Raw genomic sequence first — 26,409 nt, forward strand, 5'->3', positions numbered from 1 at the left:
GCTTTTTTAGTGTAGGGCCGCCGAAAAAAGAAAAATGCGCCCTGCTAGTAGTTTATAGTGAGTAGAAATTCATTTAATGCCTTTAGAAACTCCTTTCACGCTTTTAGAAACTCTTTTCACGCCTTTAGAAACTCCTTTCACGTCTTTAGAAATTCATTTCACGCCTTTAGAAACTCCTTTCACGCCTTTAGAAACTCTTTTCACGTCTTTAGAAATTCTTTTCACGCCTTTAGAAATTCATTTCATGCCTTTAGAAGCTTCTTTCATGCCTTCCGAAGCCCAATGGGCCTAGGCCGTAGCAATCCCCAAGCTTTCCGCAATCTTTAACGCACATTTCTCCCCATCAATAGCGGCCGAAATAATACCGCCCGCATAACCCGCACCCTCGCCGCACGGATACAAGCCTTTCAATTGCACATGCTCCAAAGAATAAGCATCCCTCGGAATCCGCACTGGCGATGAAGTTCTCGATTCAGGCGCATGCAAAATAGCCTCATTCGTCATATACCCTCGCATCGACTTCCCAAACTGAACAAACCCCTCGCGCAAAATCTGCGTCAAGAAGCCCGGAAAAACCTGCCCCAGTTCCACAGGCGTCGTCCCCGGAACATACGAAGTCTTCGGGATATCCGCCGAAACCTTGCCCTGCGTAAAATCTACCATACGCTGTGCCGGAACCCGTTGCGTCTCTCCCGCCAGATGCCATGCCCTTTGTTCAATACTTTTTTGGAATTCCATTCCTGCCAAAGCGCCAAACTTAGCATAGGGCTTAAAATCTTCCAGTTTTAACTCCACCACAATACCCGAGTTGGCCGTTTCCTGATCTCGTTTAGACGGAGACCAGCCATTCGTCACCACTTCCCCACGACTTGTAGCACAAGGCGCAATCACCCCGCCCGGACACATACAAAAAGAATACATCCCCCTTCCATTCACCTGCTTCACAATCGAATAAGGCGCTGGTGGAAGATAGTCTCCCCTATAATCGCAACTATATTGTATGCTGTCAATCAGCGTCTGCGGATGCTCCGCACGAACGCCCAAGGCAAAAGGCTTGGCCTCTATATATATTTTCTTTCGATCCAGCAATTCAAAAATGTCGCGTGCCGAATGTCCTGTTGCCAAGATCATCTTCTCCGCTTTGATAACGTCGCCCTTTTGTGTCTGCACGCCTTCAACAGCATCTCCTTTCACCAAAATATCCGTCACGCGCGTGTCAAACAACACCATGCCGCCAAACTCAATAATCTTTTCGCGCATCGCCTTGATAATCTTCGGCAATTTATTCGTCCCGATATGCGGATGTGCCTCTATCAAGATCTCTTCCGAAGCTCCAAAGCCTACAAACAATTCCAAGATACGGTCCACATCGCCTCGCTTCTTAGAACGCGTGTATAATTTGCCGTCAGAATACGTTCCCGCGCCTCCCTCACCATAACAATAGTTAGAATCCTCATTTACGATATGATCCCTATTAATTGCCTTCAAATCTCGACGGCGTTCCTGCACGTCTTTGCCACGTTCCAGCACGATAGGCCTTAGTCCCAGCTCAATCAATTGCAACGCCGCAAACAAGCCCGCAGGCCCCGCGCCTATCACAATCACCTCCTGCTTTCCAGACACGTCTTTATAATCAGGCAATCCAATTTTAGTTTCCTCATACGCCTCGTTCCAGTAGGCCTGAATCTTAAGATTGATTTTGATTGCCTTTTGGCGCGCGTCAATAGAACGCTTGATGATAGCAACATGCCTGATCTCTGCAGGTTTTACCTGCATCAGCTTGGCAACATGTTCGGTCAATAATTGCGGATTGGCAGCCACCTCTGGCGTCACCTGTATTTGAAATTCTCTTGGCATGGCGCAAAGGTAGAAAAATTTAAAGATGTTTGTAACCCTCCAAAAAGCAGTACAATTTTCAGACTATCGCTTTTCCTCATAAGCCCTCAACGCAAACGAAGCCAGCCAATGCTCGCCCTCATAATTGCCATCTACGACAGAAGGAAGCGAAAAATCAAGATGATGGTCTGCCAAAGCCTTCAAATGCGAAAACTCCTTAGGATATTGGTTGATTAAGTAATACAAATTCCAAGCACGGCTAAAATTCAAACCGTCCAAGTGTACCAGATGTCCGTCCGTTCTGTCCGAAACTCGCGCTACGTCCCAATTAAACTTTTTGTCAAACAGCGGCTTCGAAAAATCCTTTAACCATTTCAAAAATTCCGCTTTAGGCAAAATACGTTGCATGGTTCCAATCTCTTCCAAGCAAGGCGAAAGAAAATCCGTCCCGCTCGGTTCCCAATTCAACGGACATTCCCTATCCTTTTCAAACAACCTGATGGCATTCTCCTTGATGCTTTTCTGCAAAGCTACATTCTTAGAATACACCGCATAATCCCAAGCAAAATTAAGCCCAAAAGCCGTATTCGAATGCGTTCCCGCCCTCACCGGATACAATAGTTTAGGCAAGAATTCGATATACCTTTGAATAATAAGGTCAGACAAAGGCTTTAAGTTGCCTGCCAATTCTTTGGCAAACGGTTCCGAAGAAGTTTCTAGCTCCAACTGCAGTTTCAACAGCCATGTCCAGCCATACGTACGCTCAAACGACTTTTCATGCGCCTTAGAAACATAATCGATTTCCTTTTGGATATTTTCTTTAGAAAGATTAGTATGCAGCTTGCTGATGATTTCCTCCTTTTTGGCCAGATCCGGAAACTTCTTCAACAAATACACCAAGCTCCAATGCCCATGCACCGATGAATGCCAGTCAAAACAACCATAAAATGCAGGATGCAATGCTTTAGGCGATTGCAATTCGGTACTGTCTTGCAACAACTGACCTAATTTGTTCGGATATTCCTGTTGCAAACACTTGATAGGCAGTGTCGCCAGATGGTTCGCCTTTTCTAACGTCAGTTCCTGCGAAAACCCGAACTGGAAGCAAAGAAGAAAAAAGTAGTGAGATAATTTCATGGTGCATCTTTTCCCAAAAATAAACTTTTACGGCTAATTTGCCGCAAAAAAAGAACAAGCCATTTTAAGTTTGTAGATTTGCATTCCTAAACAGAACACACCCATGTCAAGAAAAATAAAACTCATCTGGGATTTCAGAGGACCTGCTGGCGCAAAAACAGCAGAGCACCACGAAATCCATCTTAAAGAATTCATCCAAGCCGAAAAACTACCGCTAAATATCACCGGATTCGAGGCCATCAACGAAATGCACGCTATTGCCTATATGGTCGTTGCCGAAGAAAATATGATTGCCGTTCGTGATGCTTTAAAACCGCACCGTGGAGAAGTTTGGGAGGAATAATTTTGGATTTATGATTTTTGATTTTTGATAGGGTATTTCATATTCTATGACTTTTGATTTCGAATTGAACCAAAAAAAAGATTCCAGAAAGCACTACCTCCTGAAATCTCATATATTAAGCCATAAATCTAAAATCTTATATCAAAAATCCCAAGTTAATTCGCTACTTCGCTAATAAATTTAATCCGCATCAATCGAAGTTCTTCAATATCATAATCGCCATCAAACTCTTTCAACGCATCTTTTATATTGTCCGAATGCGACTCCATAAAATATTCATGGATTTCTTCCTGCTGGTCTTCATCCAAAATGTCGTCAATCCAATATTTGATATTCAATTTCGTTCCAGAATACACGATCTGCTCCATTTCTTTCAGCAAGACATCCATATCCAATCCTTTGGCTTTGGCAATATCGTTTAAAGAAAGTTTTCGATCAACGTTCTGGATAATGTATAATTTCAACGCCGAGTTCGCTCCTGTAGATTTCACCACCAAATCATCCGGACGGATAATATCGTTGTCTTCTACATAGCGGGCAATCAGCTCGACAAAGTCTTTTCCATATTTTTTAGCCTTTCCTTCCCCAACGCCATGAACGCTTCCCAATTCTTCAATAGAAATAGGATATTTCAAAGCCATATCTTCTAAAGACGGATCTTGGAAAACCACAAAAGGAGGAACACCTAGCTTTTTAGCTACTTTTTTACGCAAGTCACGCAACATGCCCATCAAAGCCTCATCAGCAGTACCCGATGATTTTGCCGCCGTAACGATAGCCTCGTCTTCCGTCTCGTTATATTCATGGTCTTCCGACATCATAAATGAAGTCGGATTCTGGATAAAGGCAGCGCCTTTTTCGGTAAGTTTTAATATGCCGTAGGTCTCAATATCTTTTGACAGATAGCCATCAACCAAAACTTGACGAATCAAAGCCATCCAATAACGTTCCTCAAAATCAGAACCGCTACCAAAGAACTTCTGCGTATCGGTCTTATGCGCTTTTATCGTAGCATTAATCTTGCCTATCAGCGTAAAAATAATCTCTTTTGATTTGTATAAATGTTTGGTATCGCGAACTACTTTCAGCAATTTGACCACTTGGTCTTTTGCTTCCACTTTCTTCTTCGGATTTCTAACATTGTCGTCCATATCGGCTCCTTCGCCAGTCTCGCTGTCGAATTCTTCACCAAAATAGTGCAGCAAGAATTTACGTCTCGACATCGAAGTTTCAGCATAAGCAACGACTTCCTGCAACAACGCAAAACCAATTTCTTGTTCCGCCACAGGTTTTCCAGACATGAACTTTTCTAATTTTTCTACATCTTTATACGAATAGTAGGCCAAACAATGACCTTCGCCACCGTCACGTCCTGCCCTGCCCGTTTCTTGATAATAACTCTCTAATGATTTCGGAATATCATGGTGGATCACAAAACGAACGTCTGGCTTGTCGATTCCCATACCAAAGGCAATCGTTGCTACAACAACATCCACATCTTCCATCAAGAACATATCTTGGTGTTTGGCACGTGTTTTAGCGTCCAATCCTGCGTGATACGGAACGGCACTGATACCGTTTACTTGTAATACCTGTGCAATTTCTTCTACCTTTTTACGGCTCAAGCAATAAATAATTCCCGATTTCCCTTTATGTTGTTTGATGAAACGGATAATATCCGATTCAATATTTTTTGTCTTGGTACGTACTTCATAAAACAGATTCGGCCTGTTAAAAGACGCTTTGAACGTATTGGCGTTCACCATATCCAAATTCTTCAAGATGTCTTCTTGCACTTTTGGCGTAGCCGTAGCTGTCAATCCAATCACAGGAATGTCGCCCAGCTGCTTTATGATGGTTCGCAGGTTTCTATATTCCGGACGGAAATCATGTCCCCATTCCGAAATACAGTGTGCTTCGTCTATAGCCACAAACGAAAGCGGCACGCTTCTCAAGAACTGTATGTATTCTTCCTTGGTAAGCGACTCAGGCGCTACGTATAATAATTTGGTGATTCCCGAAACGATATCCTTCTTGACTTGGGCAATTTCGGTCTTGGTAAGTGATGAATTCAAAACGTGGGCGATTCCGTTTTCAGAAGAAAGACTCCTGATAGCATCGACCTGATTTTTCATAAGTGCGATTAGCGGGGAAACTACGATTGCTGTTCCATCCTTAATCAGGGCAGGCAGCTGGTAGCAGAGGGATTTTCCGCCACCCGTGGGCATAATAACGAATGTATTATTTTGGGTTATGATACTCTTGACAACTTGTTCTTGCAATCCTTTAAATTGGCCAAAGCCAAAATATTTTTTTAATTCTTTGTGGATGTCAATTTCGTTTGAATTCATTCTTTTTTAATGGTATTTTACATAAATTTGCACAACATAAAGATACAACTTTCTTTTATAACCACAAATTTTATAAAAAATCTGTTTTGATAGAAAAAGAAGCAATATTGGCCTCTGCCAAAAAAACAATATTAGCTGAAAGTAAAGCAATTGCAAATCTTTCAGAGCTCCTCACCAACGATTTTGCCGAAGCCGTAGAAATCATTTTCAAGTCAAAAGGACGATTGATTGTCACCGGAATTGGAAAAAGCGCCATCATCGCCCAAAAAATTGTGGCAACGCTTAATTCTACTGGAACTCCGTCAATGTTCTTGCATGCCTCCGAAGCCATTCATGGCGATTTGGGAATGGTACAAAAAGACGACGTAGTCATCTGCATTTCAAAAAGCGGCAACAGTCCCGAAATCAAAGTCTTGGTTCCTTTGCTAAAACGTTTCGGAAACATTTTAATTGCGATAACTGGAAATTTAACTTCTTTCCTTGGAAAAGAATCCGATTACGTCTTAAATGCGTATGTTGAATCAGAGTGCGATCCTATAAATCTTGCCCCGACAAACAGCACCACGGCACAGCTTGTTATTGGCGATGCTTTGGCTGTTGCATTGATGGAGCTTCGCGATTTCAAAAGCGAGGATTTTGCTAAGTACCATCCTGGCGGCGCATTGGGCAAAAAGCTTTTGCTTCGCGTAAAGGATATGCTAGACACGACGCACAAACCGGTCGTTTCTCCCGATTCCAGCATCAAGAAAGTGATCGTTGAGATTTCTGAAAAAAGACTGGGCGTTACAGCGGTTGTAGAAAACGAAAAGGTAATCGGCATCATTACTGATGGAGACATCCGAAGAATGCTAAACGACCGAGATACTTTCAGCGACCTGACTGCAAAAGACATCATGACCAAAAATCCTAAAGTGATTAAATCCAACGACATGGTTGTTGACGCTTTAAACATCTTAGAAGATTTTTCAATAACACAGCTTGTCGTTGTTGACGACGGCAATTATTTAGGAGTAATTCACCTTCACGATATTTTAAAAGAGGGAATCGTATAACATGGCAAGAAAGAAAAACGTAAATGAGATGTCGTTTCTCGACCATCTGGAAGAACTCCGATGGTTATTGATCAGAAGCACATTGGCTATAATAATCGCTGCGACCGTCGCATTCTTTTTCAGTGATTTTATCTTTGATGAGATTATATTCGGACCAAAAAATCCTAATTTCATTACCTACCGTTGGTTCTGCGAAGTCAGTAAGTTTTTTGGTAGCGACGGCGATGGTTTTTGTGATTACAAAATCAATTTCGACGTACAAAGCCGTGTCATGTCCGGGCAGTTTAATGCGCATTTATGGACATCCGTTACTGCTGGCTTTATCATTGCCTTCCCTTTTATTCTTTGGGAATGTTGGAAATTCATAAGCCCTGCGCTGTATGACAAAGAGAAAAAGAACGCTAAGTTATTTTTAGCAATTGCTTCTTTCTTGTTTTTCTTGGGCGTATTGTTCGGCTATTTTATCATCACGCCGCTTTCCATCAACTTCTTGGCGGGCTATCAGGTGAGTACGCAGATTCATAATGACATCGACCTTGATTCATACATTTCATTAATACGAAGCACGACGCTGTCTTGCGGATTGGTTTTTGAATTGCCGATCGTCATGTTCTTCCTTTCCAAATTAGGCTTGGTAACCCCTGTATTCTTGAGAAAATATAGGAAGTATGCTATTGTTATTATCCTGATCATTGCGGCCATCGTGACGCCACCAGATGTGGTAAGCCAGATCATTGTTACGATTCCATTATTAATATTATACGAGCTCAGCATCTTTATTTCGGGCTGGGTACAAAAAAACAAATTAAAAGATGAGCAATCTAGTTAAAGAATTCAACGATTACCGTCAAGTGATGAATGAAAAATTGCTTAACGATAACAATAAGGTCATCAAAAGAATCTTCAATCTTGACACCAACGCCTATATGGACGGTGCTTTAAACGTCAAGACCAAAGAATTGCTAGGACTTGTAGCTTCTGCCGTATTGCGTTGCGACGACTGCGTCAAGTACCACCTAGAAACCTGCTACAAAGAAGGTATCTCCAAAGAAGAAATGATGGAAGCCATGAGCATCGCGACTTTGGTTGGCGGTACGATAGTAATCCCGCATTTGAGAAGAGCTTACGAGTTTTGGGAAGCCCTAGAAGAAAATAAATAATTGTTAATTAGTAGGAACGTTAGTCCGAATAGTTGTTTATTTGTTCGGGTAATTTACAATACATTGGAATATGATCTTAAGAGCTGATAATCTGGTCAAAACATACAAAGGAAGAAGTGTCGTAAAAGGCATTTCGGTAGAAGTAAATCAAGGCGAAATCGTTGGTCTTTTGGGTCCGAATGGTGCCGGAAAGACAACTTCTTTTTACATGATCGTAGGCTTGGTCAAGCCAAATAGTGGTAAAATCTATTTGGACAATACTGAAATTACAGATTATCCGATGTATAAAAGAGCGCAAAATGGTATCGGATATTTGGCTCAAGAAGCTTCGGTTTTCAGAAAACTGAGCATTGAAGACAACATCTTAAGCGTACTACAGCTGACCAATCTTTCCAAACAAGAACAGGAAGCTAAAATGGAAAGTCTTATAGCTGAATTCAGCTTGGGACATATCCGTACCAACCGAGGCGACTTGCTTTCGGGTGGTGAAAGACGACGTACTGAAATCGCACGTGCCTTAGCAACAGACCCGAAATTTATCTTATTGGATGAGCCTTTTGCAGGTGTCGATCCAGTTGCAGTTGAAGACATCCAGAGAATCGTAGCGCAGCTAAAAAACAAAAACATCGGTATCTTGATTACCGACCACAACGTTCAGGAAACGCTTGCTATTACAGACAAGACCTACCTGATGTTTGAAGGTGGAATTCTAAAAGCAGGTATTCCAGAAGAACTGGTTCAAGATGAAATGGTTCGAAGAGTATATCTTGGACAGAATTTTGAGCTTCGTAAAAAGAAATTGGAATTTTAAATCGCAGATTTAAGATTTTAGATTGCAGATAATAGAAAACCCAGAAGTTTAAAATCACTTTTGGGTTTTTCTATTTTTAGTTGATGGTAAAATACTGTAGCTGCTTGGGAGTTCCGTTGTAGATATTGACATCTACAGTTCCGTCAATACCAGGAACGGTTGCTTTTTCGGTAAACTGCCAGAACGTCCATTCGTCTTTGATGGTTTCTTCAAAAAAATTGTAGTTGGCAATCCAAAATGTATAACCTTCAAATTCTTCTTTTAAGAAATCATTGTAATAGCTTTCGCCAGAATAGATAATCGGCCTTACGTTGTAATGCTTTTCTACCTTTTTCAGCCATCTTTTCAATCCTATTTTCAAACTGTCAATCGACTGTTCTTTGGGTAATTTCTCGATATCCAAAACAGGCGGCAGGTCGCCTTTGCGCAACTTTACATTCTTGATAAAATTTTCGGCCTGTGCTATAGAATTTTCATTCGGACGGTAATAATGATAGGCGCCTCGAATAAGCTTGTGCTTTTTGGCTTCTTTCCAATTTTCTTTAAAGGTGGCATCCACCCTATTTTTTCCGGCAGTCGCCCGTATAAAGACAAATCCCAACGGAAAAGTCTCTTCGATAGCAGTTGTCTTTTCCCAATCGACCTTGCCTTGATATTCTGACACGTCAAAGCCATATACTTTATTTTCGTGCTTGCTGAGGACTTGGTAGATTCTGACATCTGCAATTCGCTTTTCTTCGTCAGAAAGCTTTTTGTCTGTCTTAAAACTGAAATAATATGCCAGTCCTTCTCGATAATGATAAGCAGTTCCAGCAACCAGAAGAATAAAAAAAGCCCAAATAGAAAACTTTAATACGTTACCCGAAAAGAAACTTTTTTTCTTTTTGGATTTTCGTACTGTCGAAGGTTTTCTTCTTGGAACTGGTTTCTTCATTCAGTAAAAATAAACGTTTTTGGGAATTGTCAGACTTCGGACCGAAAATTAAAACAGTCCTTCCATCATTAAAAAAGAAGAAACGAATTTTAAGCCTTTTTCTTATTTGTCACAATCGACAACAGGATATAGAAAATAATCAGCAACGGAATTCCTAGTGCTTTAAAAAACAGCAAAAGCAGAAGCGATACGGCTAGAAAAATAATCTGAAGCTTGTTTTTGGCAAAACTGGCACTTTTTACTTTTAATGAAAAAAGTGGAATCTCGGCATTCAACATAAAAGCACTTAGCAAAGAAATCACGAGTAAAACCCACTCATTGCCCAAAGCCTGTGACACAAATTCATAGTTATTATCAAGCAAGATAATTGGAAGACTCAGTATGAACAATGCATTAGCAGGTGTTGGAAGTCCGATAAAAGAATCCGTCTGGCGGGTATCGATATTGAAATTCGCCAAACGATAGCAAGAACCGAGCGTAATGATAAAGCCTAAAAATGGAAAGAACATCATAGGCAAATCGGAAGAAGGAAAGCCCAAAGCCTGGTTCATCAGCTGATACATCACAAGTCCGGGAACAACACCGCTGGTTACCATATCGGCCAACGAATCTAATTGCAAACCTAGCGGACTTGAAACTTTAAATAGCCTAGCAAAAAAGCCATCGAAGAAGTCTAAAAAGATACCAAGGCAGACAAAGAAAAAGGCAAGTTTAAAATCTTGATGGAAAGCAAAAATCAATGCAATGCATCCTGAAAAAAGATTGAGCAATGTGATGATGTTCGGAACTTGAGCCTTAATTCGCATGTCTTGTTGTTTTTTAGTTGGCAAGACTGCAAATTTAGCACAATAAGTTTATAGTGCAGTGCGTTTCTTATTACAGATTTTTACTTGATATTGCTTTACTCGGATTTATTGTTGATGGCGAAGAAGGAAGCTCAATAAAAATTTATATTTTTGGACGATAATTTAAGAATACAGATTTCGGTTTGTAAAAACAATTTGCTTTGAAAAAACCCCTTATAGCCTCTTTCCTTTTAGTATGCTCTTTCGCTTACAGCCAAGCGGTTAGAAAATATTCCAATGAATTTATGAATATCGGTGTCGATGCAGCTGCTTTAGGTATGTCGAATGCCGTGACTGCCAGCACAGGCGATGTTAATTCTGGATATTGGAATCCGGCCGGATTGATTCATTTGGAGGACAAACAGGCTTCTCTGATGCATGCCAGCTATTTTGCCAACATTGCTCAGTACGATTATGCCGGATTTGCCATGCCGATTGATGATGACAGCGCTTGGGGATTGTCTGTAATTCGTTTTGGAGTAGATGATATCTTGAACACGACCGAATTGATCGACAGCGAAGGAAATATCGACTACAACCGAATCAGCTTGTTTTCTACTGCAGATTATGGCGTAACTTTTTCATATGCCCGAAAATTAAAGATTCCTGGATTTCAATATGGTGTGAATGCTAAGGTAATCAGAAGGGTTATCGGTGATTTTGCCAATTCTTGGGGATTTGGGTTTGACGTAGGGCTTCAGTTTGAAAGAAACGACTGGAAATTCGGACTTATGGTGCGAGACATCACGACTACTTATAACATCTGGAATATCGACGAAGAAGCCTACAATAAAATCAAGGATGCTATTCCGGGTGAAAACCAAGAATTGCCAGAAGACTCCGAAATTACCTTGCCAAAAGCACAGCTCGGATTGTCTAAGAAATTCATCATCCGATACGATTATAGCATTATGGCCGCGGCAAACTTGAACATGAGCTTTGCCAGAACAAACGATATAATTTCTACCGACGTCGTAAGTATCGATCCTGCTGTCGGATTTGAATTTGGCTATACCGACTTGGTCTTTTTGAGAGGCGGTGTCGGAAACTTCCAGAATGTAAAACAATTGGATGGAAGCGAAAAAGTGGGCTTCCAGCCTAACATAGGCCTCGGATTCAAATACAAAGGTATCCAAGTTGATTATGCGCTGACGGATATCGGCGACCAGAGTGTGGCTTTATATTCGAACATCTTTTCTGTAAAAGTAGATTTGGGCATCTTCAGAAGATAATTTCTTTGTCTTTAAGAATTTATAAAAGCTTGCCTGCCAGCCTAAATTATTGGTTTGTTTTGCGGATATTTGTGTTTTAATTTTTATCCTATGTCAAGAATTAGACTTGTTATCCTCTTCTTATCCTTAGCCTGTCCCCTATTCAAAGGTTTTTCTCAAAGCGCTATCTTATCGGATTCTTCTAAAGTAAGCATACTGACTATCGGCACGGCGAACGAATCGCATACTTTATACGGACATACCGCCATACGCATTTTTGATGCACAGCGCGGATTGGACAATATCTATAATTTTGGCTACTTTGACTTCGACACGCCTTATTTCTTGGCAAAATTCGTAAAAGGCGACCTTCAATATTTTGTAGCGACAGATGCTTATCCGGGCTTTGAATACAATTACAGACAGGAAAACCGCTCTATTTATGAGCAGGTTCTTAATCTGACAACCGTCCAAAAGCAGAAATTGTTGGATGAGCTGAACAAGACTTTGTATTCTGACGAGCGCTTCTATACCTACAAGTTTATCGACAAGAATTGTACTACTATGGTTATCGACAAGATCAATGATGTCTTGGGAAGCAAAGTCATTACCACAAAAAAGCCTGTCACCATAACCTACAGAGAAATTCTTAATCCTTATTTAGAAAACAGCTTTTTTCAAAAACTAGGCATCAATATTATTTTTGGTCCGAAAACCGACAAAAAAGCAGAAGTTCTTTTCTTGCCTCTGGAATTAATGAATGTCTTAAAGACTACTACTTATGAAGGCAAGCCGTTAATTTCTGAGACGAAGACGATTTTTGAAGCCAAGCCCGAAAAGGCTTTTTCTTTCTGGAACAACATTTATTTCTTTTCTGCCTTGATTCTTTTGGTTGTCGTACTGAAAAACAACAAAGTGTATGCTTTTTATTTTGCAATTTTAGGATTGCTGGGCGTTTTCCTATCGCTAGTCGGTTTTTATTCCCTGCATGAAGAAGTACGTTGGAACTACAACGTGCTGCTATTTAATCCTACGTTGCTCGTATTGCTGTATTTCTACAAAAAGAAAAATCGTAAGTGGATTTCCAACCTGTCTTTATTTAACTTGGCTTGCATCGCCATCTACCTCGTCATTATTATCAATAAGGCACAATTGCTATTATTCATGGCACTATTGATTACCTCAACCATTGGCTTGGCTCGATTTGCAAGAAAAAACAGAAAGATAAAACCGGTAAACGGCTAGCTATTGCCCGCGATAGAAGAGAATCGTACTGATCGTCTTGATCGTGATATTGATGTCCAGAAAGACGCTTCGATGCTTGATATAGTACAAGTCATATTGCAGCTTGATCAGGCTATCCTTAATCGAATCTCCATACGAATAATTGACCTGAGCCCAGCCCGTTAATCCAGGTTTTATAACGTGTCTTGTCTGATAGAATGGCATCTGGCTAGCAATCTGCTCCACAAAAAAAGGTCTTTCGGGTCTCGGTCCGATGACAGCCATGTCGCCTTTCAGGACGTTTATAAATTGAGGAAATTCGTCGATTCTTGACTTTCTTAAAAACTTCCCGAAAGCTGTAATCCTTCTATCATTTTGGGTTGCAAAAACAGCCTTATCTGTTTCTGCATTCTTCACCATCGTCCTAAATTTATAAATCTTGAACACTTTGCCGTTCTTGCCGACTCGTTCCTGAATATAAATCAGCGAGCCTTTGTTTCCTATAAAATTGGCCACATAAATAAAGGGCAGCAGATACAGTCCGATTGCAATTCCAAACAACGATACTATAATCTCCAGCAGCCTGACCAGCAGCAGATACAGCTTGTTATGATTGCTGCGACTGAATGGAAAATAACGGTAAAAATCCCTGTCAACATATTGCACGGGAATCCTTTGTGTTATCATCTCGTATACTTGCGTATATTCTCTGATGACAAACCCTTTTTCAAGAAGCATCAAAAGGTCATTATACAAATCAACCGTTATCCCATCTGTCTTTTGCGAAGCTATGACGATTTCAGAGATAGCATTCTTCTTTATAAAGTCATTCAGTTTTGGAATTTCTATATTTTCAATGTCTGGCAAGTCAGATACGATTTCGCCTTTAGAATCGGTATTGACAAATCCGAGTATTTTGTAATGCGGATCTACTTTTACCAATGACATCACGAGTTCTTCCAGCTGGTTCTTGTCGCAGACCATGACTACTCTTTTTAGAAATCTGTGGGAAGCCAGAAAGGACTGATAAAAAATCCTCCATCCAAATAGCGCCAAGGTAATCGCCAAGAAAAAATAGATAATCTGGAGCCTGTTTGAAGGAAGTACAGGCGTGAATATAGGCGTCAGCAGAAAGAACAAAACCGTTGTAGAAGACGTGAGCAGTATGCTCTTGATAACCTGGTATTGGTTACTTGCCGTTTGGAGATTGTACATTTCAAAAACTGTCCCCAAGATATTCAGGTATAATCCTAAAACAATTGTCCAATAAAAATTAGCCTTAGAAATACTAAAATAGTCAAACTTGAAGAGTAATCCAACAACATAAAGCGCTCCAACAACTGTCAAAACATCAAATAACCGTAGCAGGAGCTTTCTTTCAGAAATCTCAAAGTGTATTTTCTTTAAAGGAGGCATTATTATAGGTTTGGGAAAGCATGCAATTTAACATTATTTTAGAAATATAAATCTATTGCTCATGCAAAATTTCATTCCAAAATAACTTTACTTCCTGCCAATCAAAACTTTCCGCTTTCAGGCGAGCATTCTGGGCTAGAGAGTCTGCGGTATTTTTGTCTTTTACGATGGCTTTGATTGCCTCAGCCATGGCTTCTGTATTTCCATCATTGATCAAGAGTGCCGTCTTGTTGTTTTCGAGCAGAAAGGGAATGCCTCCGACATTCGTGCTGACAACAGGAAGTCCTAAAGCCATCGCTTCGATAACGCTGATAGGCGTGTTGTCAAAATGGGTCGTATTCAAAAAAAGATCATAGTCTTCCGAAAGGCGTATCCAGTCGGATTTTGATAGCTTTCCTGTAAATTTAATATCGAGTCCGTATGCCGAAGCCAGCTTTTTTGTTTTCTCCAGAGAACCATCTTTGTCCGGACCGACCATGCACAATGTTGCTTCCGGAAACTGTTCTTTTATAATTTTAAACACCTCAACAGCCATAAAAGGATTGTAAATTGACGCAAAAGCCCTGACCCATAAAAGCTTTGGCTGCTCGATCGCTCTTTTCTTAAAAGGATAGTTATCAATTTCTATCGTATTCGGAATGTAAGTCATGTTCCTAAAACCTTGCTTCTGAAAGTGGTCCAGAAGATAACCAGAAGGCGCTACGTTTTTATACGCATGATTAAAAATCATAGCGCACAATCTTGGGTGATTTGCTAGTCTTTTTGGCAGGTCGCCTCCCCGAAGCATCGTTATATACTTTATACCCAAAACCCTCGCCAGCTGACTGACCAAGAAGGCATACCAAAAGTTTGAGGTACTATAGGTATCGATAAGCACAAAGTCGGCCATGTTTCGCAATCGGACTGTTGCCGACAGCATATCGAGCAGCCTTGCCATCTTGTTCTTTTTTGAAGAAGCATACACCAGACCATAGCCTTCGCTTTCCAAAAGCGGTCCCAGCGTTTCGATAGAGGTTACGGAAAAACCATGACATGATAGCTTATTCCCTATGTACAGCAGGTTTTTCAATAGAATATACTTTTAATAGGGTTAGCGAATAGATAAAAGCGGGGGCTGCGAGCCGCATGGCCGCATGGTTGATGGTCAGCAACCAGAAGATAAAAAGGGACAGGAGATAAAAATGCTGTCGGTTGTCGACATACAGCACAAGCGGCGTAAAGAAAAGAATCAGGATTGCGAAAATACCCAAAGAACCGTGTTCTGCTAGCATACGGGTCAGCTCGTTATGCGAGGCTGCCTTTATTCCGGTCGTTTCTTCGCGATATTCTTTGTTTTTTCCGACTCCGATTCCTAAAATAGGATTATCTAAAAACATCTGGAGTTCGGTCGATGCGATCTGCTCTCTTCCTCCGAGCCGGTCTGTTTTTTCTCTTCCGGCCGCATCTTGGTTGGCATATCGTTTATCGATCAGACCGCTGGTTTGTAAGGAGCTGTACGCCCAGACTCCCATTCCTGCCAAGACTGTCAGGATAATCACAATATTCAGTTTTAATTTGGTCTGTACATTCGCCAGTAAATAGAGTGTTCCTAAAAGCACTACAATCATTGCTATTCCGGTAATCACGCCTCCGCGAGAGAAAGTAACAATCGCCCTAAAAGTAATTACCAATGCGAAAAACAGATTGATAAACAAGTATCTTTTGTTCGATGAATTTAGGAGCATTCTGGCAAAAAAGATAAAAAATCCTAGCCCTAGAATAGTCGAAACCTGATTGGGTCCAAAGCCTCCCGAAGTTTCAAAATTGGAAGAAGTTCCTGTAACCACATCTTTTACATCGGGCGTATAAAAAAACAAATAGCAGACAGTAGAGAGAATAGGCAAGACTACGGCAAGAAGCACATTGGACAATTCTTCCAAAGAAATTCTTCGCCTGTAGGCATAAATTGCACTGACCCCCAAACACACAGGTCCTGTGATATTAAAGGCGATGGCTTTTCGAACGTCTGTCCCTATATCCAGAGTTGTTGTAGAAACTACGACCCCGGGAATCAGAATTAAGAGATAGACCCAATAAGGGATAGAACTTCTAGAGAAACTGCTGTAAAGTATTCCCAAAGTCATGAAAAAGGTAATGGAATACTTCGAAAACTCGTTCAGGAAATTACCGCCCGTCATTCGGAGCAATACCTCTATTCCAACCATGTATCCGGAAATATACAGTACTTCGTTATGCTTATTGGATGTTTTTAAAACAATCAAAAAACCCGTCAATACGGCAAGCAGGCCATAAACTTTAGACAAAAATGGAAATAGGTATACGGCAAAACCAATTGCAATATGCAATCCGATCAGCCCTATATACGTTATCTGTTTTCCGCTACTCTGCATCTACAATTCTTTGATATTGCAATATTAAAGCATTCATTACTATTTCCTCAGAATATTTTAATTGTATTGATTCACTCAAAGCAGCAGCCATCTCTGTCCTGAATTCTTTATCGCGAACCAACCTGTCCAATTGGATCTCTAGTTTTTTTCTATCCGTAGGGTCAAAAACAAGTCCGGTCTTTTCGTCTTGTATTATTTCTGAGCAATAGCCCACATTTGTAGATACCACTGCCAAATCGGAAAGTCCATATTCTAGCAAAGTTACCGGAAATCCTTCATACAATGATGCCAATACGCCTATAGACCCTTGCTCTAAAATGTTATAGACATCAGGAGCGCTGCCGTAAATAAAAACGGCTTCTTCTACATCATTGTTCTTAATGAATTGCTTCAGTTGCAAAGAATAGCCATCGTTATACTCTTTTCCGATAAAATGCAGGCTCCATCCTTTATCTTTCAACCCTAGGTTAAAAAAGGCTTCCAAAAGTGCTATATGATTTTTCGGATTCCTAAGATTTGAAAGGCAGACGATTCTCTTTCCGTCCTCACCTTTTAAAATCGTACGTTTTTCTTCGTTTGCGTCTTTGACGGCAAAATTAGGCAGATACAGAATATTTTTGACTATCAGATTCGCCATGGCCCAGCTTTTCAATTCGGTATTGACAACCACCACTGCCTCAAAGAATCGAGAACAGCTTTTAAGCATTTTATTTTTATAGATGCTTTGCGCTGCCCTTCCTCCATGATGATCGTGCCAAACAATCTTGATCTTCGGATAGGTCAATTTTAGCAATACCGCCAAGAAAAAAGAAGTTCCGTGCGCATGAATGATTTGTATCTGCTGTTCTTTGATAAATTTCTTTAGCTTGGAAACTGCTTTGAGGTCGAAGGTACGCTTGCGCTCTAAAAACAAATACGAAACGTTTTCATTCAGCCGCTCCTTTAAAGGCCCTTCCTTTCGCGTAGCCGCCAATGCCGAAAATTCAATTCTTGAACCCAAGCTGTTGGCATAATTTACAGCCATGCGCTCTGCACCGCCCGCTTCAAGCGAATCTATGAGTTGAAGAATCTTCATGGTCTTTTTAGCAGCTGCTTGATTTCGTTTTCAAAATAGTCCAACGTATACTTTCTCGACCAAAATACGGCTTTTTCAGCTTTCCTCTGATATACTTCTGGCTGTTGTATCAAGTTGATTATCTTTTGGCCGTCTCTTTCAATGTCCATATCTAACAGCACTCCTCTTGCTTCTTTATCAAGCATATTCGGAACGCAAGACACGGCACTAGAAACCGGCACGCAGCCCCAAAACATGGCTTCCGCAACAACTTTCGGCCATCCTTCGCTTTGCGAAGGCAATATCAAAAAATGGCTCTTTTCATAAGCTTCTTGAAGCTGCTCTCTTGTCTGGTTACCCCGCAAGAATACGATATCTTCCAATCGGTTATCTACAATATATTGCTGCAAGGAGCCTCTTTCTGCACCATCTCCAAAAAAATCCAATTGCACGTCCTGTCCGTTGCGAAATAACTTTTCTGCCAGCTGCACGGCATACAAAGGCCGTTTGCCTTTGGCCAATGTTCCTGCGAATAAAAGTCTTATTTTGCCGTCCAAGCTTCTTGCAACAATAGGCTTTTTGTCGTTATCCTGATAGGTTGCCGTAAAGAAAGGCTTGATATTTTTAGTCTGTTGCGGCCATTCGCCATATACCAATACTTGCATGTTTTTAGTTAAAAACGTATTGCTCAAAATCCATTTTTGCAGTCTGTAGCTCAGCGGCTGCTTTGATTTTGGATCCCAGTTTCCTGCATATTTTGCAGTCTTGGGAGTCTTCGGAAAAAAGATTTGCACCAAACAACCTAACAGCCCCATATTGCCTGGACAGCGCAGATGGATGTGATCGGCTTCCTTCATAGCGCTGTATATAGTCCATAAAATTTTAGGCATCTTTACAAACGCCTGCGCTTTTGCTTTTAATCCGATAGCTGTAAAACTAGGTACTTCTAAAAACGTAATGGCTGTATGATCGTACGCCAAATGGATCGGATTTGGTTTTATATGTGTTAGCGGAGCTACCAAAAGCACTTCATCAGCATAACGGTTCCATAGATTCATTTCACGCACATAGGGAGCATAGGCATACAGCCGATGGTCTTCTTTCAAGTGTGGCACGTGCGTGATTATCGCGAATTTCATGGTTAGACGGATTTAGATTTGGGCAGGTTCCTTTTATCTTCGTTTACTAGAGTCAGTCGGCCGTTTCGGAACTTTTCGAAATCAAATTTAGAATAATAGGCCGTATAATACTCCATGCACGACTTTCTCAAAGCCCCATAGACTTGGCTGTCTAGCGCAAGTGCTTTTCTGACGACACTTTCTACAGAATCAAGATTATCGTACGTAAAGCAGTTAACTCCGTCTGTCAAACTGGGATTAAGCCAATCTTTATAATTCAGGATGGGAACTACCCCTACCGACAAGGCTTCGATAACATTATGGCACAACGGCATCGTCATGCCTGGAGCGCAAAAGATAAATTTTGCCGTAGACAGATAGTAGCGCCATTTTGCCGAAGGAATAGCTCCAGACTGCCATTTCATCAGTACCAGCTTGTCTAGATATTCATTTGTTTTATACTTATTTACCAGCTCGTCGCCTGTAATCATGCGGCATTCTGGTAGTGAAATTAGTTTATCGTAGATAACAGAACGGTTCAGTACCCCGAACTTCTCCATCAATGTAGGATTATCATAAATTTTTCGCTCAAAATTACCGCTGATGATGATACCAACATGCTTACTGTCGATAGTCTCTAGCCCGCTGATGTAATTCTGCGGATGCATGATATACGGAATCACATTAGGAATATAGTCTGTCGCTTCATAAACCCGCTGGTACTCATAATCCATCCTAAAATCAGCGCTCTTTTTATGCGAGAACTTTCTAAAAACCTTGGTCTTTTTAAAAGGTTTCGAGAAATAGAGGTTGTCTATCTTGCCAAACCATTTTGAAAGGATAAAAAGGTGGAATAGCGAAAATCGGATCACGATAGGCTGCGAGTACGATTGCTTCAGTAAAAAAATCAAATTCAGATAGCTCCTGACCTTTGTATTCGGCTTTAAGTCAATATAAAGCACAGGTGCTTCCGCCCTATAATAACGGACCTCAGAATAAGATCCCTTAAACTCTTTGACTTTCTTTCGTATTTTTTTTAAAAGGAGGCTCATGCTTTTGGTTTATAAAAAATTAAGCTCCACCAACCCATAGTTCTTCCCAGAGATTCCATAAAGGCTTGTTTCTTGTCTTTGGAAGTAAAGACATTGCTCAATCGAATCAAGGTGAGCAGCAGCGTTATGCTGTGCCATTTCAGCCGGGCTTCAAAAGAAGGCTTCGGATATTTGGCCCGCCATACATACCAGCCGTTCCTTACGACCATCCTGCCATACCGATAGGCATTGGGTCTTCCGGAAGCATCGTGATAATGCGCCAAAGTAGCATTGGTATTGACATACAATTTGCCGGTATTTGAGAGCCTTAGTGTAAAATCGGCATCCTCATACAATCCATACCCTTCAAAATAGGTCGAAAACCGCAGTCGGTCAAAGACATCTCTGCGAAAGGAAGAAACACCGCCCATCAACTGCTGTGTTTCATAGACCTTGCCCGAAGGAGGTAAAAAGCCGATACTCCGTCCATGCGAGTACTCTGGCGCAAAACCTGGCGGCACATTGCTGTCTAATCCTAGTTTCTTTCTGGCGGCAAAACGGGATCCATCCTTGCGTTTCCATCCGTCATAAACAAATTCATTTGTTTTAGGCTGATAATTTTCACCAACAGGCAGCCAAGCCGTCTCGTTAACAATATAGCCTCCAACACCAAGTGCTTCGGGATACTCTTTATATACGTTAAGGATTGCTTCAAAATAATCGGGTTCCAACACAGTATCATCATCTAGGAAACAGATTATCTCCGTGTCGCTGGCAACCCTGTCGATTCCATAATTGCGCTGGCGGGTCAAGCCTCTGTCCTCAGGAGCTACTTTATGATAAAAAAGCGACTCATAGGTTTTCTTTGCTAGTGCTTGCTCGGTATAATCATCTGGGCTTCCATCTACAATCAAGATCTCATTCGGATAGCGGGTCTGCTTTTGTACTGAATCCAAAAGAGTCAGCAAGGGCATCGCCCTTTTATATGTACAGATAACAAGTGAGAATTTCATGCGGTTCCGTTGAGATGGAACAAATATAGAAATTTAGAAGCCAAAATCTGCAAGGCATGATTCTATAATACAGTCGCCCGTCTTTTCCTGTAAATAGCTGCGGCGAAAAGCGATGATAAATAAAATAGAATAAAAAAAGGCGCAAGCTTTTGCTCGCGCCAGTAACTAAAAAACCAGATAGTATCTTTTTTAAAATCCCTTATCAATTCAAGGTCATTCCGCCATCCATTACAAAATCGGCACCCGTAATATACGAAGCTCCTTCGCCACATAAATACGCGACCATTTTGGCAACATCCTCAGGCACTCCTACTTTTTTAAGCGGCACTACGTCGGCAAGATGGTCCCAGATAGAAGCTGCTGTTTTTTCGCCATACGATTTGTTCAGCACATCGGTCCTTGTAGGGCCCGGACTTATGGTATTGACCCTGATTTTTCTCGGTGCCAGTTCTGCCGCTGCTGTTTTGGCTATAGAATTTATAGCCGCCTTGCTGGCTTGGTAAATAGAGCTTTTTGGACTGTGAAGGGTTGCCGTGTTGGAAGAAAGGAAAACTACCGAAGCGCCATCATTCAGCAAAGGGATAAACCTGCTCAACGTAAAATACGCTCCGCGGAAATTGATATTCATCACACTGTCAAAATTTGCTTCGTTTGCTTCCTCTATCAGATCTGGCGTACCCGTAATTCCTGCATTGATAAACAGAATATCTGCCTTGCCAAATTGTTTTTCAACCGTTTCTCCAAGCAGGTCAATATCGTGCAGGTTAGACTGGTCTGCTACAAATGGAATGGCTCCGATTTCGCTCGCTGCTTTGTTAATCGCCTCTTTTCTTCTGCCTGTGATAATTACGGTAGCGCCTTGTGCTATAAGTTCTTTTGCTGCGGCAAGTCCAATTCCACTGTTCCCGCCTGTTACTATGGCTACTTTGTTTTTTAAATTCATTTTGTTTGTATTTTTTGCCAAAGGTATTTCATATTGATATACATTTGTAATCAGTATCACAGAGTATACCAATAAAGAATGGAAAGAAACCAGAAAGAAGAACTTCGAGCACTGCAAGACACGCTCTATGTCATAGGCGGAAAATGGCGCCTGCCTATTATCAACTCCATTTGCAACGGCAATAAGCGTTTTCGCGAAATTGAGCGCAGTATTCCCGGCATTACTACGCGCATGCTATCTAAAGAATTAAAAGACATGGAAATGAACAAGCTGGTCAAAAGGACGGTTTATAACGATACGCCTGTCCTTATCGAATATGAGCCGACGGAATATTGCAGGACTTTTGGCACCATTATCTTATCGATGATCGACTGGGGCAGAGAACACAGAAAAAAAATAATTGAAGGGGATACTTTTTAAGTAAGCCAATATATTCATAGCAAGATTTGCAACTTACACAACTCATCCACCACGTTCAACAGCTTAAAGCAGCTTTGCTTTAACCTGTCTAACTGGTTAGACAGCTTCTTACAACTTGAAACAGCCCGTCTAACAGAGTTGACAGCTTCTTACAACTTGGAACAGCTTGTCTAACAGAGTTGATAGCTTCTTTCAACTCGAAACAGCTCGTCTAACAGAGTTGACGGCTTCTTTCAACTCGAAACAGCCTGTCTAACAGAGTTGACGGCTTCTTTCAACTTGAAACAACCTGTCTAACAGAGTTGACAGCCCCCCATAATTCGGATTTACAATATGTGTCTACAAGAGAAGAAAAAAATAAAGCTAATTTAAAATCAAATAGATTAGAAAATTATTACCTTTTGAAAGTATATGAATTAAAATTTGATAATGTAGAATCTACAGTTAGAATTTACGTGAAATACAACAACATTAAGTTTCATCAACACAAAACCATACCTACCGCTCCACAGCAATACGTTCCAATTGCCGAAACACCGGAATCAGGGATTTTCCTCTTTCTGTCAAAAAATACTCAATATGCAACGGCTTCTGCTTGACGACCACCTTTTCGAGCAGCTCTGCTTCTACCAGCTCTTTTAGGGCAACTGCCAGCGACTGCTTATTAGATCCCTCTATCATACGCAGCAAACTATTAAATCGCAAATCCGACTCAATCGCCAGATAAAATATTTCAGGTTTCCATTTGCCCGAAAGCATTCGCAGAAGCCCTTGCGCCGGACATATCTCTATGGTATTCAGCAACTTTTCGGTAGTCAGATTTTTTTGACTCATTGCACTGTATTTTTTTTTAACGGAAATTTAGGAAAAATAAATCAATTCTAGGCGGTATCCGAAAAGCCTTTAATAGAGTAGGAACAACAACCCTAAATCATACCAAATGAAAAAAAAACTATTTATCGCGGGCGCTTTGATAGCAGCCAATGTTGCTCTTGCCCAATCTTGGAAACTGACCGGAAACTCTGGTACCAATCCTACTTCAGAATATGTAGGAACTAGCGATGCTACCGACCTGGTAGTCAGAACCGCCAACAAAGAAAGATTTCGCGTAGCCGCCAACGGAAGCATTGGTGTAGCCACAGCACCCGATCCTACTATTTCTTTTAAAGTAGGCGGCAGAACTCAAGTTGTTGCCGACGTCAACAGCGACGCTTTTTACATCGGAAACAATGCTACAAACATCGGCAACGGAATGTCGCTTCTCTTTTTGCGATATACCCAATACCAGCCAGAAAACCCTGGCGTGCTAGATGTTTCTGGCATGACAAGCCCTACGCAATATGAGCAGTTCTTTACGCTAAAAGCCAACGGCAAATTAGGGCTTGGTACCATCAATGTAGACTGTGCCGAATGTACCGGCTACCGTCTCTTTGTCAAAGAAGGAATCAAGACCGAAAAAATAAAAGTTGAATTTGCAGACCAACATGGCTGGGCCGATTATGTATTCGAAAAAGAGTACGAATTGATGGACCTTAAAAAACTCGAAGCTTTCGTAAACGAAAACAAACACCTGCCAGAAGTCCCTACTGCCAAAGAAGTCGTAGACAATGGACTGGAACTAAAAGAATTCAACGCCCTGCTATTAAAAAAGATAGAAGAGCTTACACTCTATGTCATCAAGCTAGATAAAGACTTGGAAGAAAGCAATGCCAAGATCAAAAACTTAGAAAACAACGCTTCTAAACAATAGCAGTATGAAAAAAATAAAACTTTTTTTATTCTTCTGCTCTTGTGCGGCTTGGGCGCAAAACCCGCCAGAAAATCTGCTGAGGATGCAATGCATATCTGATAAAGCAGATCACGAACATCTAGACAGCAACAATTTGTTGGAGAAGAAAAACACGCCTTTTTCCTATTGCGGAAACACTTCCCAATACTACAGCCAGAACAGCCTTTATGTCCCAAAGCCTACGCAGGATATCATCTACATCAAGCTGAACTTTATCTTCTTGACCAAACCAGATGGTACCGGCAACTTTGAAGAAAACAACCTTGAGCACCAGCTGGTCTGGGACGATATTATTGCCAATATGAATTACAGGCTGGGCCATATTGAAATTCCGCAAGACGTGACCTGCTACAATTACGATCCCAATCCGGCAAACCATGTCTATGATTCTAGGATAAGAGTAATTGTCAACAGAGTCTGGAAGGTTGATCCGGCATGGAATTTTCTGGTGACAGGCTACGTTCCTTCTGAAGGTCCTTACAGTAATAATAGTATCCTGATACCCGGCTATAATTATTATTACTCCTATTACGACAACGACCCGACTATCCGCGAAGGCATCAATGTCGTATTCGCCAATAACGGCGAGCTTTATGAACAGCTGGCACAAGGCAACTGTGCATCGGGCATTGCAGAAACAGGCTGGGCCGCTTCAGAATTTCCTAGCGAGTACAACCTGAGCCAAAAATCAAGGCAGTTTTGGCCGGATATGTATACCAAGTACTTGTCTATGAAACACTGCGTCACCCAGCAAAGTTATCCTTGGAGCGATGTAAGAGGCTGGTATGTGGGAGTAGGTTATTCTAGCTTTGTGCATGAACTCGGACACAGCCTCATGTTATACCACCAAGGTTGCAATGATCATGTGATGAATGCGCAATGGAATACCAACCACAATTACATCAGCAAGGATGAAATCGGAAAGATGTACCGATACGCTTCTATCTCTAGCGTAAGGCAATATTTTACGGAAGACTCCTATACACACGATGTCTTTAAGGTCAACTCCGATGAAACTTGGGACTTGAATTTCAGAATCTATTCCAACGTACAGGTAGAAAATGGCGCGACACTCAACAGCACCTGCAACATGATCATGCCTGCCGAAAGCCGCGTCATTGTCAAGAACGACAGCCATTATATTATAGAATCGGGAAACATTAGCTCTGCAGATAATGAAAATTGGAACGGAATCAAGATTGAAGGAACGGGCGACCTGCTGATCAAACCCAATACTCTTATAGACAATGGTTATTTTTATGCCTATACAAGCAATAGCGTCTTGCCAGCCTTTAAAGCGCCAGTAGATGAAATCGCGATGAGAAACCAACAGGCAGTTGAGGATAAAACGCTCGTTACCGATATAAAAATATACCCGAATCCAGCACATTCCTATTTTAACATAGATACCGGCAAGGAAAAATTAGTCTCTTGGGAACTCTATGATTTATTTGGAAGGCTGATCTTAAAAGAAAGCACTCCGCAAGTCAACGTGCAACAGCTATCAAAAGCAAATTATATACTAAAAGTAAATCTAGGTACGAAACAGCTCTCAAAAATCGTCAGTGTAAACTAACTAAATTGTAGAGAATTATAAGCCTAAAAAAAATCCTGATAGTAGTATCAGGATTTTTATTTTATAGCTAGCAGAATAATCTCTTATTTTAAAAGTCCTTCCGTCTCGGTTAAAAAAGTATCCAGCGATTTTTTGATATCGACATCCATCCTATCCGCCAAAACAATAAGCCACCAGATACTTTCGCCCAATTTATGTTCCAGTTCGGTAACCGTATCTCCCTTTGGCCAGCGGCCTTGCTGTGACATCGTATGGCGGCCCACTAGACCCGCATCGGTCAAGAATGCCAAAGCATCTTCTTCTACGGTCCATTCGTTCCCATGATGCTTTATTTCCAGCTCATGATATTTTTTTCGTAACGCCAAAGAGCGCGCTATGATAGTGTCAAGATTGTTCTCTTCCATTTTTTAAATATATTAAAGTAAATCTGCTTTTGCTGTTGCTATTTTTCCCTTGCGAAAGGTCAGGTCAAACAGTCCTCCTATTTTTCCTTCGGGAAACGTTCCGGTAAATTCCACTTCCAGATACGCTTTGTTATCCTGAATGTCCAACTTGACGAGTCGGGTCTGTGTCTGGTATCCTATAAAATAGCTCGTAAAATACTCCCGAATTCCGGCATGACCCTTAAACGTTCTCCCGACAGACGGGTCGTCTAGTACGGCATCTTCCCAATAACTTTCCAGATAGCCTTCGGTATCGTAAGCATTGCCTTTATTGATCCAATCTGAAACAAACGATGTGATATCCATTCCTGT

General features: G+C 41.2%; 27 protein-coding genes. 11 read left to right on the top strand and 16 right to left on the bottom strand.

The genetic code is table 11. The features are described 5' to 3' along the window. Window positions 1-76: 76 nt before the first annotated feature. Window positions 77-292 carry a hypothetical protein gene (locus GGR22_RS13405; RefSeq protein WP_182494083.1) on the top strand — a complete coding sequence of 72 codons (216 nt, stop codon included), beginning with the start codon at window positions 77-79 and terminating at the stop codon, window positions 290-292. On the opposite strand, the gene GGR22_RS13410 is transcribed toward GGR22_RS13405, so the two are convergent. Together GGR22_RS13410 and GGR22_RS13415 are read right to left on the bottom strand one after the other, a co-directional pair. Beyond that, on the bottom strand, window positions 289-1,857 hold the full coding sequence (locus tag GGR22_RS13410) for an NAD(P)/FAD-dependent oxidoreductase (protein ID WP_182494084.1): 1,569 nt from the start codon (window positions 1,855-1,857) through the stop codon (window positions 289-291). The two genes, GGR22_RS13405 and GGR22_RS13410, sit on opposite strands and share 4 nt — an antisense overlap. A gap of 63 nt (window positions 1,858-1,920) precedes the next feature. Beyond that, entirely contained in the window at window positions 1,921-2,973 is a 1,053-nt protein-coding gene (locus tag GGR22_RS13415) for a DUF2891 domain-containing protein (protein ID WP_182494085.1), read from the bottom strand. Window positions 2,974-3,076: 103 nt separating this feature from the next. Between GGR22_RS13415 and GGR22_RS13420 the strand changes: the two genes are divergently transcribed. Then, the gene (locus tag GGR22_RS13420) at window positions 3,077-3,316 is read left to right on the top strand and encodes a hypothetical protein (RefSeq protein ID WP_182494086.1); all 240 of its coding nucleotides are present in this window, start codon (window positions 3,077-3,079) and stop codon (window positions 3,314-3,316) included. Window positions 3,317-3,471: 155 nt separating this feature from the next. On the opposite strand, the gene recQ is transcribed toward GGR22_RS13420, so the two are convergent. Further along, the gene (recQ, locus tag GGR22_RS13425) at window positions 3,472-5,667 is read right to left on the bottom strand and encodes a DNA helicase RecQ (protein ID WP_121376725.1); all 2,196 of its coding nucleotides are present in this window, start codon (window positions 5,665-5,667) and stop codon (window positions 3,472-3,474) included. 86 nt (window positions 5,668-5,753) lie between these two features. Here recQ and GGR22_RS13430 point away from each other — a divergent pair, with 86 nt between their 5' ends. The 4 genes from GGR22_RS13430 (at window position 5,754) to lptB (ending at window position 8,690) form a co-directional block, all read left to right on the top strand. Next, window positions 5,754-6,719 (top strand): KpsF/GutQ family sugar-phosphate isomerase, encoded by a 966-nt coding sequence (locus tag GGR22_RS13430; protein ID WP_170148794.1) that lies wholly within the window; start codon window positions 5,754-5,756, stop codon window positions 6,717-6,719. A 1-nt stretch (window position 6,720) separates the two neighbouring features. Continuing rightward, a complete protein-coding gene (gene tatC, locus GGR22_RS13435; RefSeq protein WP_182494087.1) occupies window positions 6,721-7,548 on the top strand; it encodes a twin-arginine translocase subunit TatC in 828 nt (275 codons plus the stop codon). Next, window positions 7,532-7,879: a carboxymuconolactone decarboxylase family protein gene (locus GGR22_RS13440; RefSeq protein ID WP_182494088.1), complete on the top strand. Its 348-nt coding sequence runs from the start codon at window positions 7,532-7,534 to the stop codon at window positions 7,877-7,879. Before tatC ends, GGR22_RS13440 begins: the two co-directional genes overlap by 17 nt. A 70-nt stretch (window positions 7,880-7,949) precedes the next feature. Further along, window positions 7,950-8,690 (top strand): LPS export ABC transporter ATP-binding protein, encoded by a 741-nt coding sequence (lptB, locus tag GGR22_RS13445; RefSeq protein ID WP_121376728.1) that lies wholly within the window; start codon window positions 7,950-7,952, stop codon window positions 8,688-8,690. Window positions 8,691-8,766: 76 nt separating this feature from the next. On the opposite strand, the gene GGR22_RS13450 is transcribed toward lptB, so the two are convergent. Further along, entirely contained in the window at window positions 8,767-9,624 is an 858-nt protein-coding gene (locus tag GGR22_RS13450; RefSeq protein WP_182494089.1) for a glycoside hydrolase family 25 protein, read from the bottom strand. An 89-nt stretch (window positions 9,625-9,713) separates the two neighbouring features. Beyond that, on the bottom strand, window positions 9,714-10,430 hold the full coding sequence (locus GGR22_RS13455) for a CDP-alcohol phosphatidyltransferase family protein (RefSeq protein WP_182494277.1): 717 nt from the start codon (window positions 10,428-10,430) through the stop codon (window positions 9,714-9,716). Between the two features lie 200 nt (window positions 10,431-10,630). Here GGR22_RS13455 and GGR22_RS13460 point away from each other — a divergent pair, with 200 nt between their 5' ends. Both GGR22_RS13460 and GGR22_RS13465 read left to right on the top strand, forming a co-directional pair. Beyond that, the gene (locus GGR22_RS13460; RefSeq protein ID WP_443135215.1) at window positions 10,631-11,701 is read left to right on the top strand and encodes a putative type IX sorting system protein PorV2; all 1,071 of its coding nucleotides are present in this window, start codon (window positions 10,631-10,633) and stop codon (window positions 11,699-11,701) included. A 90-nt stretch (window positions 11,702-11,791) separates the two neighbouring features. Further along, entirely contained in the window at window positions 11,792-12,925 is a 1,134-nt protein-coding gene (locus GGR22_RS13465; protein WP_182494090.1) for a lipoprotein N-acyltransferase Lnb domain-containing protein, read from the top strand. Here GGR22_RS13465 and GGR22_RS13470 read toward each other — a convergent pair whose 3' ends face one another. From GGR22_RS13470 to GGR22_RS13505, 8 genes are all read right to left on the bottom strand, one after another. Continuing rightward, on the bottom strand, window positions 12,926-14,320 hold the full coding sequence (locus tag GGR22_RS13470; RefSeq protein WP_182494091.1) for a sugar transferase: 1,395 nt from the start codon (window positions 14,318-14,320) through the stop codon (window positions 12,926-12,928). Between the two features lie 52 nt (window positions 14,321-14,372). Then, window positions 14,373-15,389: a glycosyltransferase family 4 protein gene (locus GGR22_RS13475; RefSeq protein ID WP_182494092.1), complete on the bottom strand. Its 1,017-nt coding sequence runs from the start codon at window positions 15,387-15,389 to the stop codon at window positions 14,373-14,375. Then, a complete protein-coding gene (locus GGR22_RS13480; RefSeq protein ID WP_182494093.1) occupies window positions 15,361-16,710 on the bottom strand; it encodes an O-antigen ligase family protein in 1,350 nt (449 codons plus the stop codon). Before GGR22_RS13480 ends, GGR22_RS13475 begins: the two co-directional genes overlap by 29 nt. Then, window positions 16,700-17,785, bottom strand: coding sequence for a glycosyltransferase (locus tag GGR22_RS13485; RefSeq protein WP_182494094.1), 1,086 nt, complete (start codon window positions 17,783-17,785; stop codon window positions 16,700-16,702). The genes GGR22_RS13480 and GGR22_RS13485 overlap by 11 nt, the downstream gene beginning before the upstream one ends. Next, window positions 17,782-18,903, bottom strand: a complete 1,122-nt coding sequence (locus GGR22_RS13490) for a glycosyltransferase family 4 protein (RefSeq protein ID WP_182494095.1) — start codon at window positions 18,901-18,903, stop codon at window positions 17,782-17,784. Before GGR22_RS13490 ends, GGR22_RS13485 begins: the two co-directional genes overlap by 4 nt. A gap of 2 nt (window positions 18,904-18,905) precedes the next feature. Beyond that, complete coding sequence (locus GGR22_RS13495) at window positions 18,906-19,934, bottom strand: ATPase (RefSeq protein ID WP_182494096.1); 1,029 nt, start codon at window positions 19,932-19,934, stop codon at window positions 18,906-18,908. Further along, window positions 19,931-20,926 (bottom strand): glycosyltransferase family 2 protein, encoded by a 996-nt coding sequence (locus GGR22_RS13500; protein ID WP_182494097.1) that lies wholly within the window; start codon window positions 20,924-20,926, stop codon window positions 19,931-19,933. The genes GGR22_RS13495 and GGR22_RS13500 overlap by 4 nt, the downstream gene beginning before the upstream one ends. A gap of 202 nt (window positions 20,927-21,128) precedes the next feature. Next, window positions 21,129-21,869, bottom strand: a complete 741-nt coding sequence (locus tag GGR22_RS13505; RefSeq protein WP_182494098.1) for an SDR family NAD(P)-dependent oxidoreductase — start codon at window positions 21,867-21,869, stop codon at window positions 21,129-21,131. A gap of 78 nt (window positions 21,870-21,947) precedes the next feature. Here GGR22_RS13505 and GGR22_RS13510 point away from each other — a divergent pair, with 78 nt between their 5' ends. Then, a complete protein-coding gene (locus GGR22_RS13510; protein ID WP_182494099.1) occupies window positions 21,948-22,289 on the top strand; it encodes a winged helix-turn-helix transcriptional regulator in 342 nt (113 codons plus the stop codon). Between the two features lie 498 nt (window positions 22,290-22,787). Here the strand turns inward: GGR22_RS13510 and GGR22_RS13515 are convergent, their stop codons facing one another. Continuing rightward, window positions 22,788-23,123, bottom strand: coding sequence for a winged helix-turn-helix transcriptional regulator (locus GGR22_RS13515; protein ID WP_121376743.1), 336 nt, complete (start codon window positions 23,121-23,123; stop codon window positions 22,788-22,790). Between the two features lie 106 nt (window positions 23,124-23,229). Between GGR22_RS13515 and GGR22_RS13520 the strand changes: the two genes are divergently transcribed. Together GGR22_RS13520 and GGR22_RS13525 are read left to right on the top strand one after the other, a co-directional pair. Then, entirely contained in the window at window positions 23,230-24,039 is an 810-nt protein-coding gene (locus GGR22_RS13520; RefSeq protein ID WP_182494100.1) for a hypothetical protein, read from the top strand. 4 nt (window positions 24,040-24,043) lie between these two features. After that, window positions 24,044-25,654 carry a T9SS type A sorting domain-containing protein gene (locus GGR22_RS13525; RefSeq protein ID WP_182494101.1) on the top strand — a complete coding sequence of 537 codons (1,611 nt, stop codon included), beginning with the start codon at window positions 24,044-24,046 and terminating at the stop codon, window positions 25,652-25,654. 83 nt (window positions 25,655-25,737) lie between these two features. On the opposite strand, the gene GGR22_RS13530 is transcribed toward GGR22_RS13525, so the two are convergent. Both GGR22_RS13530 and GGR22_RS13535 read right to left on the bottom strand, forming a co-directional pair. After that, complete coding sequence (locus GGR22_RS13530; protein ID WP_182494102.1) at window positions 25,738-26,058, bottom strand: nucleoside triphosphate pyrophosphohydrolase family protein; 321 nt, start codon at window positions 26,056-26,058, stop codon at window positions 25,738-25,740. Window positions 26,059-26,070: 12 nt separating this feature from the next. Further along, the gene (locus tag GGR22_RS13535) at window positions 26,071-26,403 is read right to left on the bottom strand and encodes a nuclear transport factor 2 family protein (protein WP_182494103.1); all 333 of its coding nucleotides are present in this window, start codon (window positions 26,401-26,403) and stop codon (window positions 26,071-26,073) included. Window positions 26,404-26,409 lie beyond the last annotated feature (6 nt).

The organism is Flavobacterium gossypii (assembly GCF_014138495.1).
Taxonomy (GTDB): domain Bacteria; phylum Bacteroidota; class Bacteroidia; order Flavobacteriales; family Flavobacteriaceae; genus Flavobacterium; species Flavobacterium endophyticum.

Coding starts and splice junctions, on each gene's coding strand:
- GGR22_RS13510 (WP_182494099.1), top strand. CDS start 21,948: ATGGAAAGAAACCAGAAAGAAGAACTTCGAGCACTGCAAGACACGCTC.
- GGR22_RS13415 (WP_182494085.1), bottom strand. CDS start 2,973: ATGAAATTATCTCACTACTTTTTTCTTCTTTGCTTCCAGTTCGGGTTT.
- GGR22_RS13485 (WP_182494094.1), bottom strand. CDS start 17,785: ATGAAGATTCTTCAACTCATAGATTCGCTTGAAGCGGGCGGTGCAGAG.
- GGR22_RS13470 (WP_182494091.1), bottom strand. CDS start 14,320: ATGCCTCCTTTAAAGAAAATACACTTTGAGATTTCTGAAAGAAAGCTC.
- GGR22_RS13465 (WP_182494090.1), top strand. CDS start 11,792: ATGTCAAGAATTAGACTTGTTATCCTCTTCTTATCCTTAGCCTGTCCC.
- GGR22_RS13450 (WP_182494089.1), bottom strand. CDS start 9,624: ATGAAGAAACCAGTTCCAAGAAGAAAACCTTCGACAGTACGAAAATCC.
- GGR22_RS13480 (WP_182494093.1), bottom strand. CDS start 16,710: ATGCAGAGTAGCGGAAAACAGATAACGTATATAGGGCTGATCGGATTG.
- GGR22_RS13515 (WP_121376743.1), bottom strand. CDS start 23,123: ATGAGTCAAAAAAATCTGACTACCGAAAAGTTGCTGAATACCATAGAG.
- GGR22_RS13405 (WP_182494083.1), top strand. CDS start 77: ATGCCTTTAGAAACTCCTTTCACGCTTTTAGAAACTCTTTTCACGCCT.
- GGR22_RS13530 (WP_182494102.1), bottom strand. CDS start 26,058: ATGGAAGAGAACAATCTTGACACTATCATAGCGCGCTCTTTGGCGTTA.
- GGR22_RS13505 (WP_182494098.1), bottom strand. CDS start 21,869: ATGAATTTAAAAAACAAAGTAGCCATAGTAACAGGCGGGAACAGTGGA.
- GGR22_RS13490 (WP_182494095.1), bottom strand. CDS start 18,903: ATGAAATTCGCGATAATCACGCACGTGCCACACTTGAAAGAAGACCAT.
- tatC (WP_182494087.1), top strand. CDS start 6,721: ATGGCAAGAAAGAAAAACGTAAATGAGATGTCGTTTCTCGACCATCTG.
- GGR22_RS13410 (WP_182494084.1), bottom strand. CDS start 1,857: ATGCCAAGAGAATTTCAAATACAGGTGACGCCAGAGGTGGCTGCCAAT.
- recQ (WP_121376725.1), bottom strand. CDS start 5,667: ATGAATTCAAACGAAATTGACATCCACAAAGAATTAAAAAAATATTTT.
- GGR22_RS13455 (WP_182494277.1), bottom strand. CDS start 10,430: ATGCGAATTAAGGCTCAAGTTCCGAACATCATCACATTGCTCAATCTT.
- GGR22_RS13535 (WP_182494103.1), bottom strand. CDS start 26,403: ATGGATATCACATCGTTTGTTTCAGATTGGATCAATAAAGGCAATGCT.
- GGR22_RS13440 (WP_182494088.1), top strand. CDS start 7,532: ATGAGCAATCTAGTTAAAGAATTCAACGATTACCGTCAAGTGATGAAT.
- GGR22_RS13495 (WP_182494096.1), bottom strand. CDS start 19,934: ATGAGCCTCCTTTTAAAAAAAATACGAAAGAAAGTCAAAGAGTTTAAG.
- GGR22_RS13520 (WP_182494100.1), top strand. CDS start 23,230: ATGAAAAAAAAACTATTTATCGCGGGCGCTTTGATAGCAGCCAATGTT.
- GGR22_RS13500 (WP_182494097.1), bottom strand. CDS start 20,926: ATGAAATTCTCACTTGTTATCTGTACATATAAAAGGGCGATGCCCTTG.
- GGR22_RS13525 (WP_182494101.1), top strand. CDS start 24,044: ATGAAAAAAATAAAACTTTTTTTATTCTTCTGCTCTTGTGCGGCTTGG.
- lptB (WP_121376728.1), top strand. CDS start 7,950: ATGATCTTAAGAGCTGATAATCTGGTCAAAACATACAAAGGAAGAAGT.
- GGR22_RS13420 (WP_182494086.1), top strand. CDS start 3,077: ATGTCAAGAAAAATAAAACTCATCTGGGATTTCAGAGGACCTGCTGGC.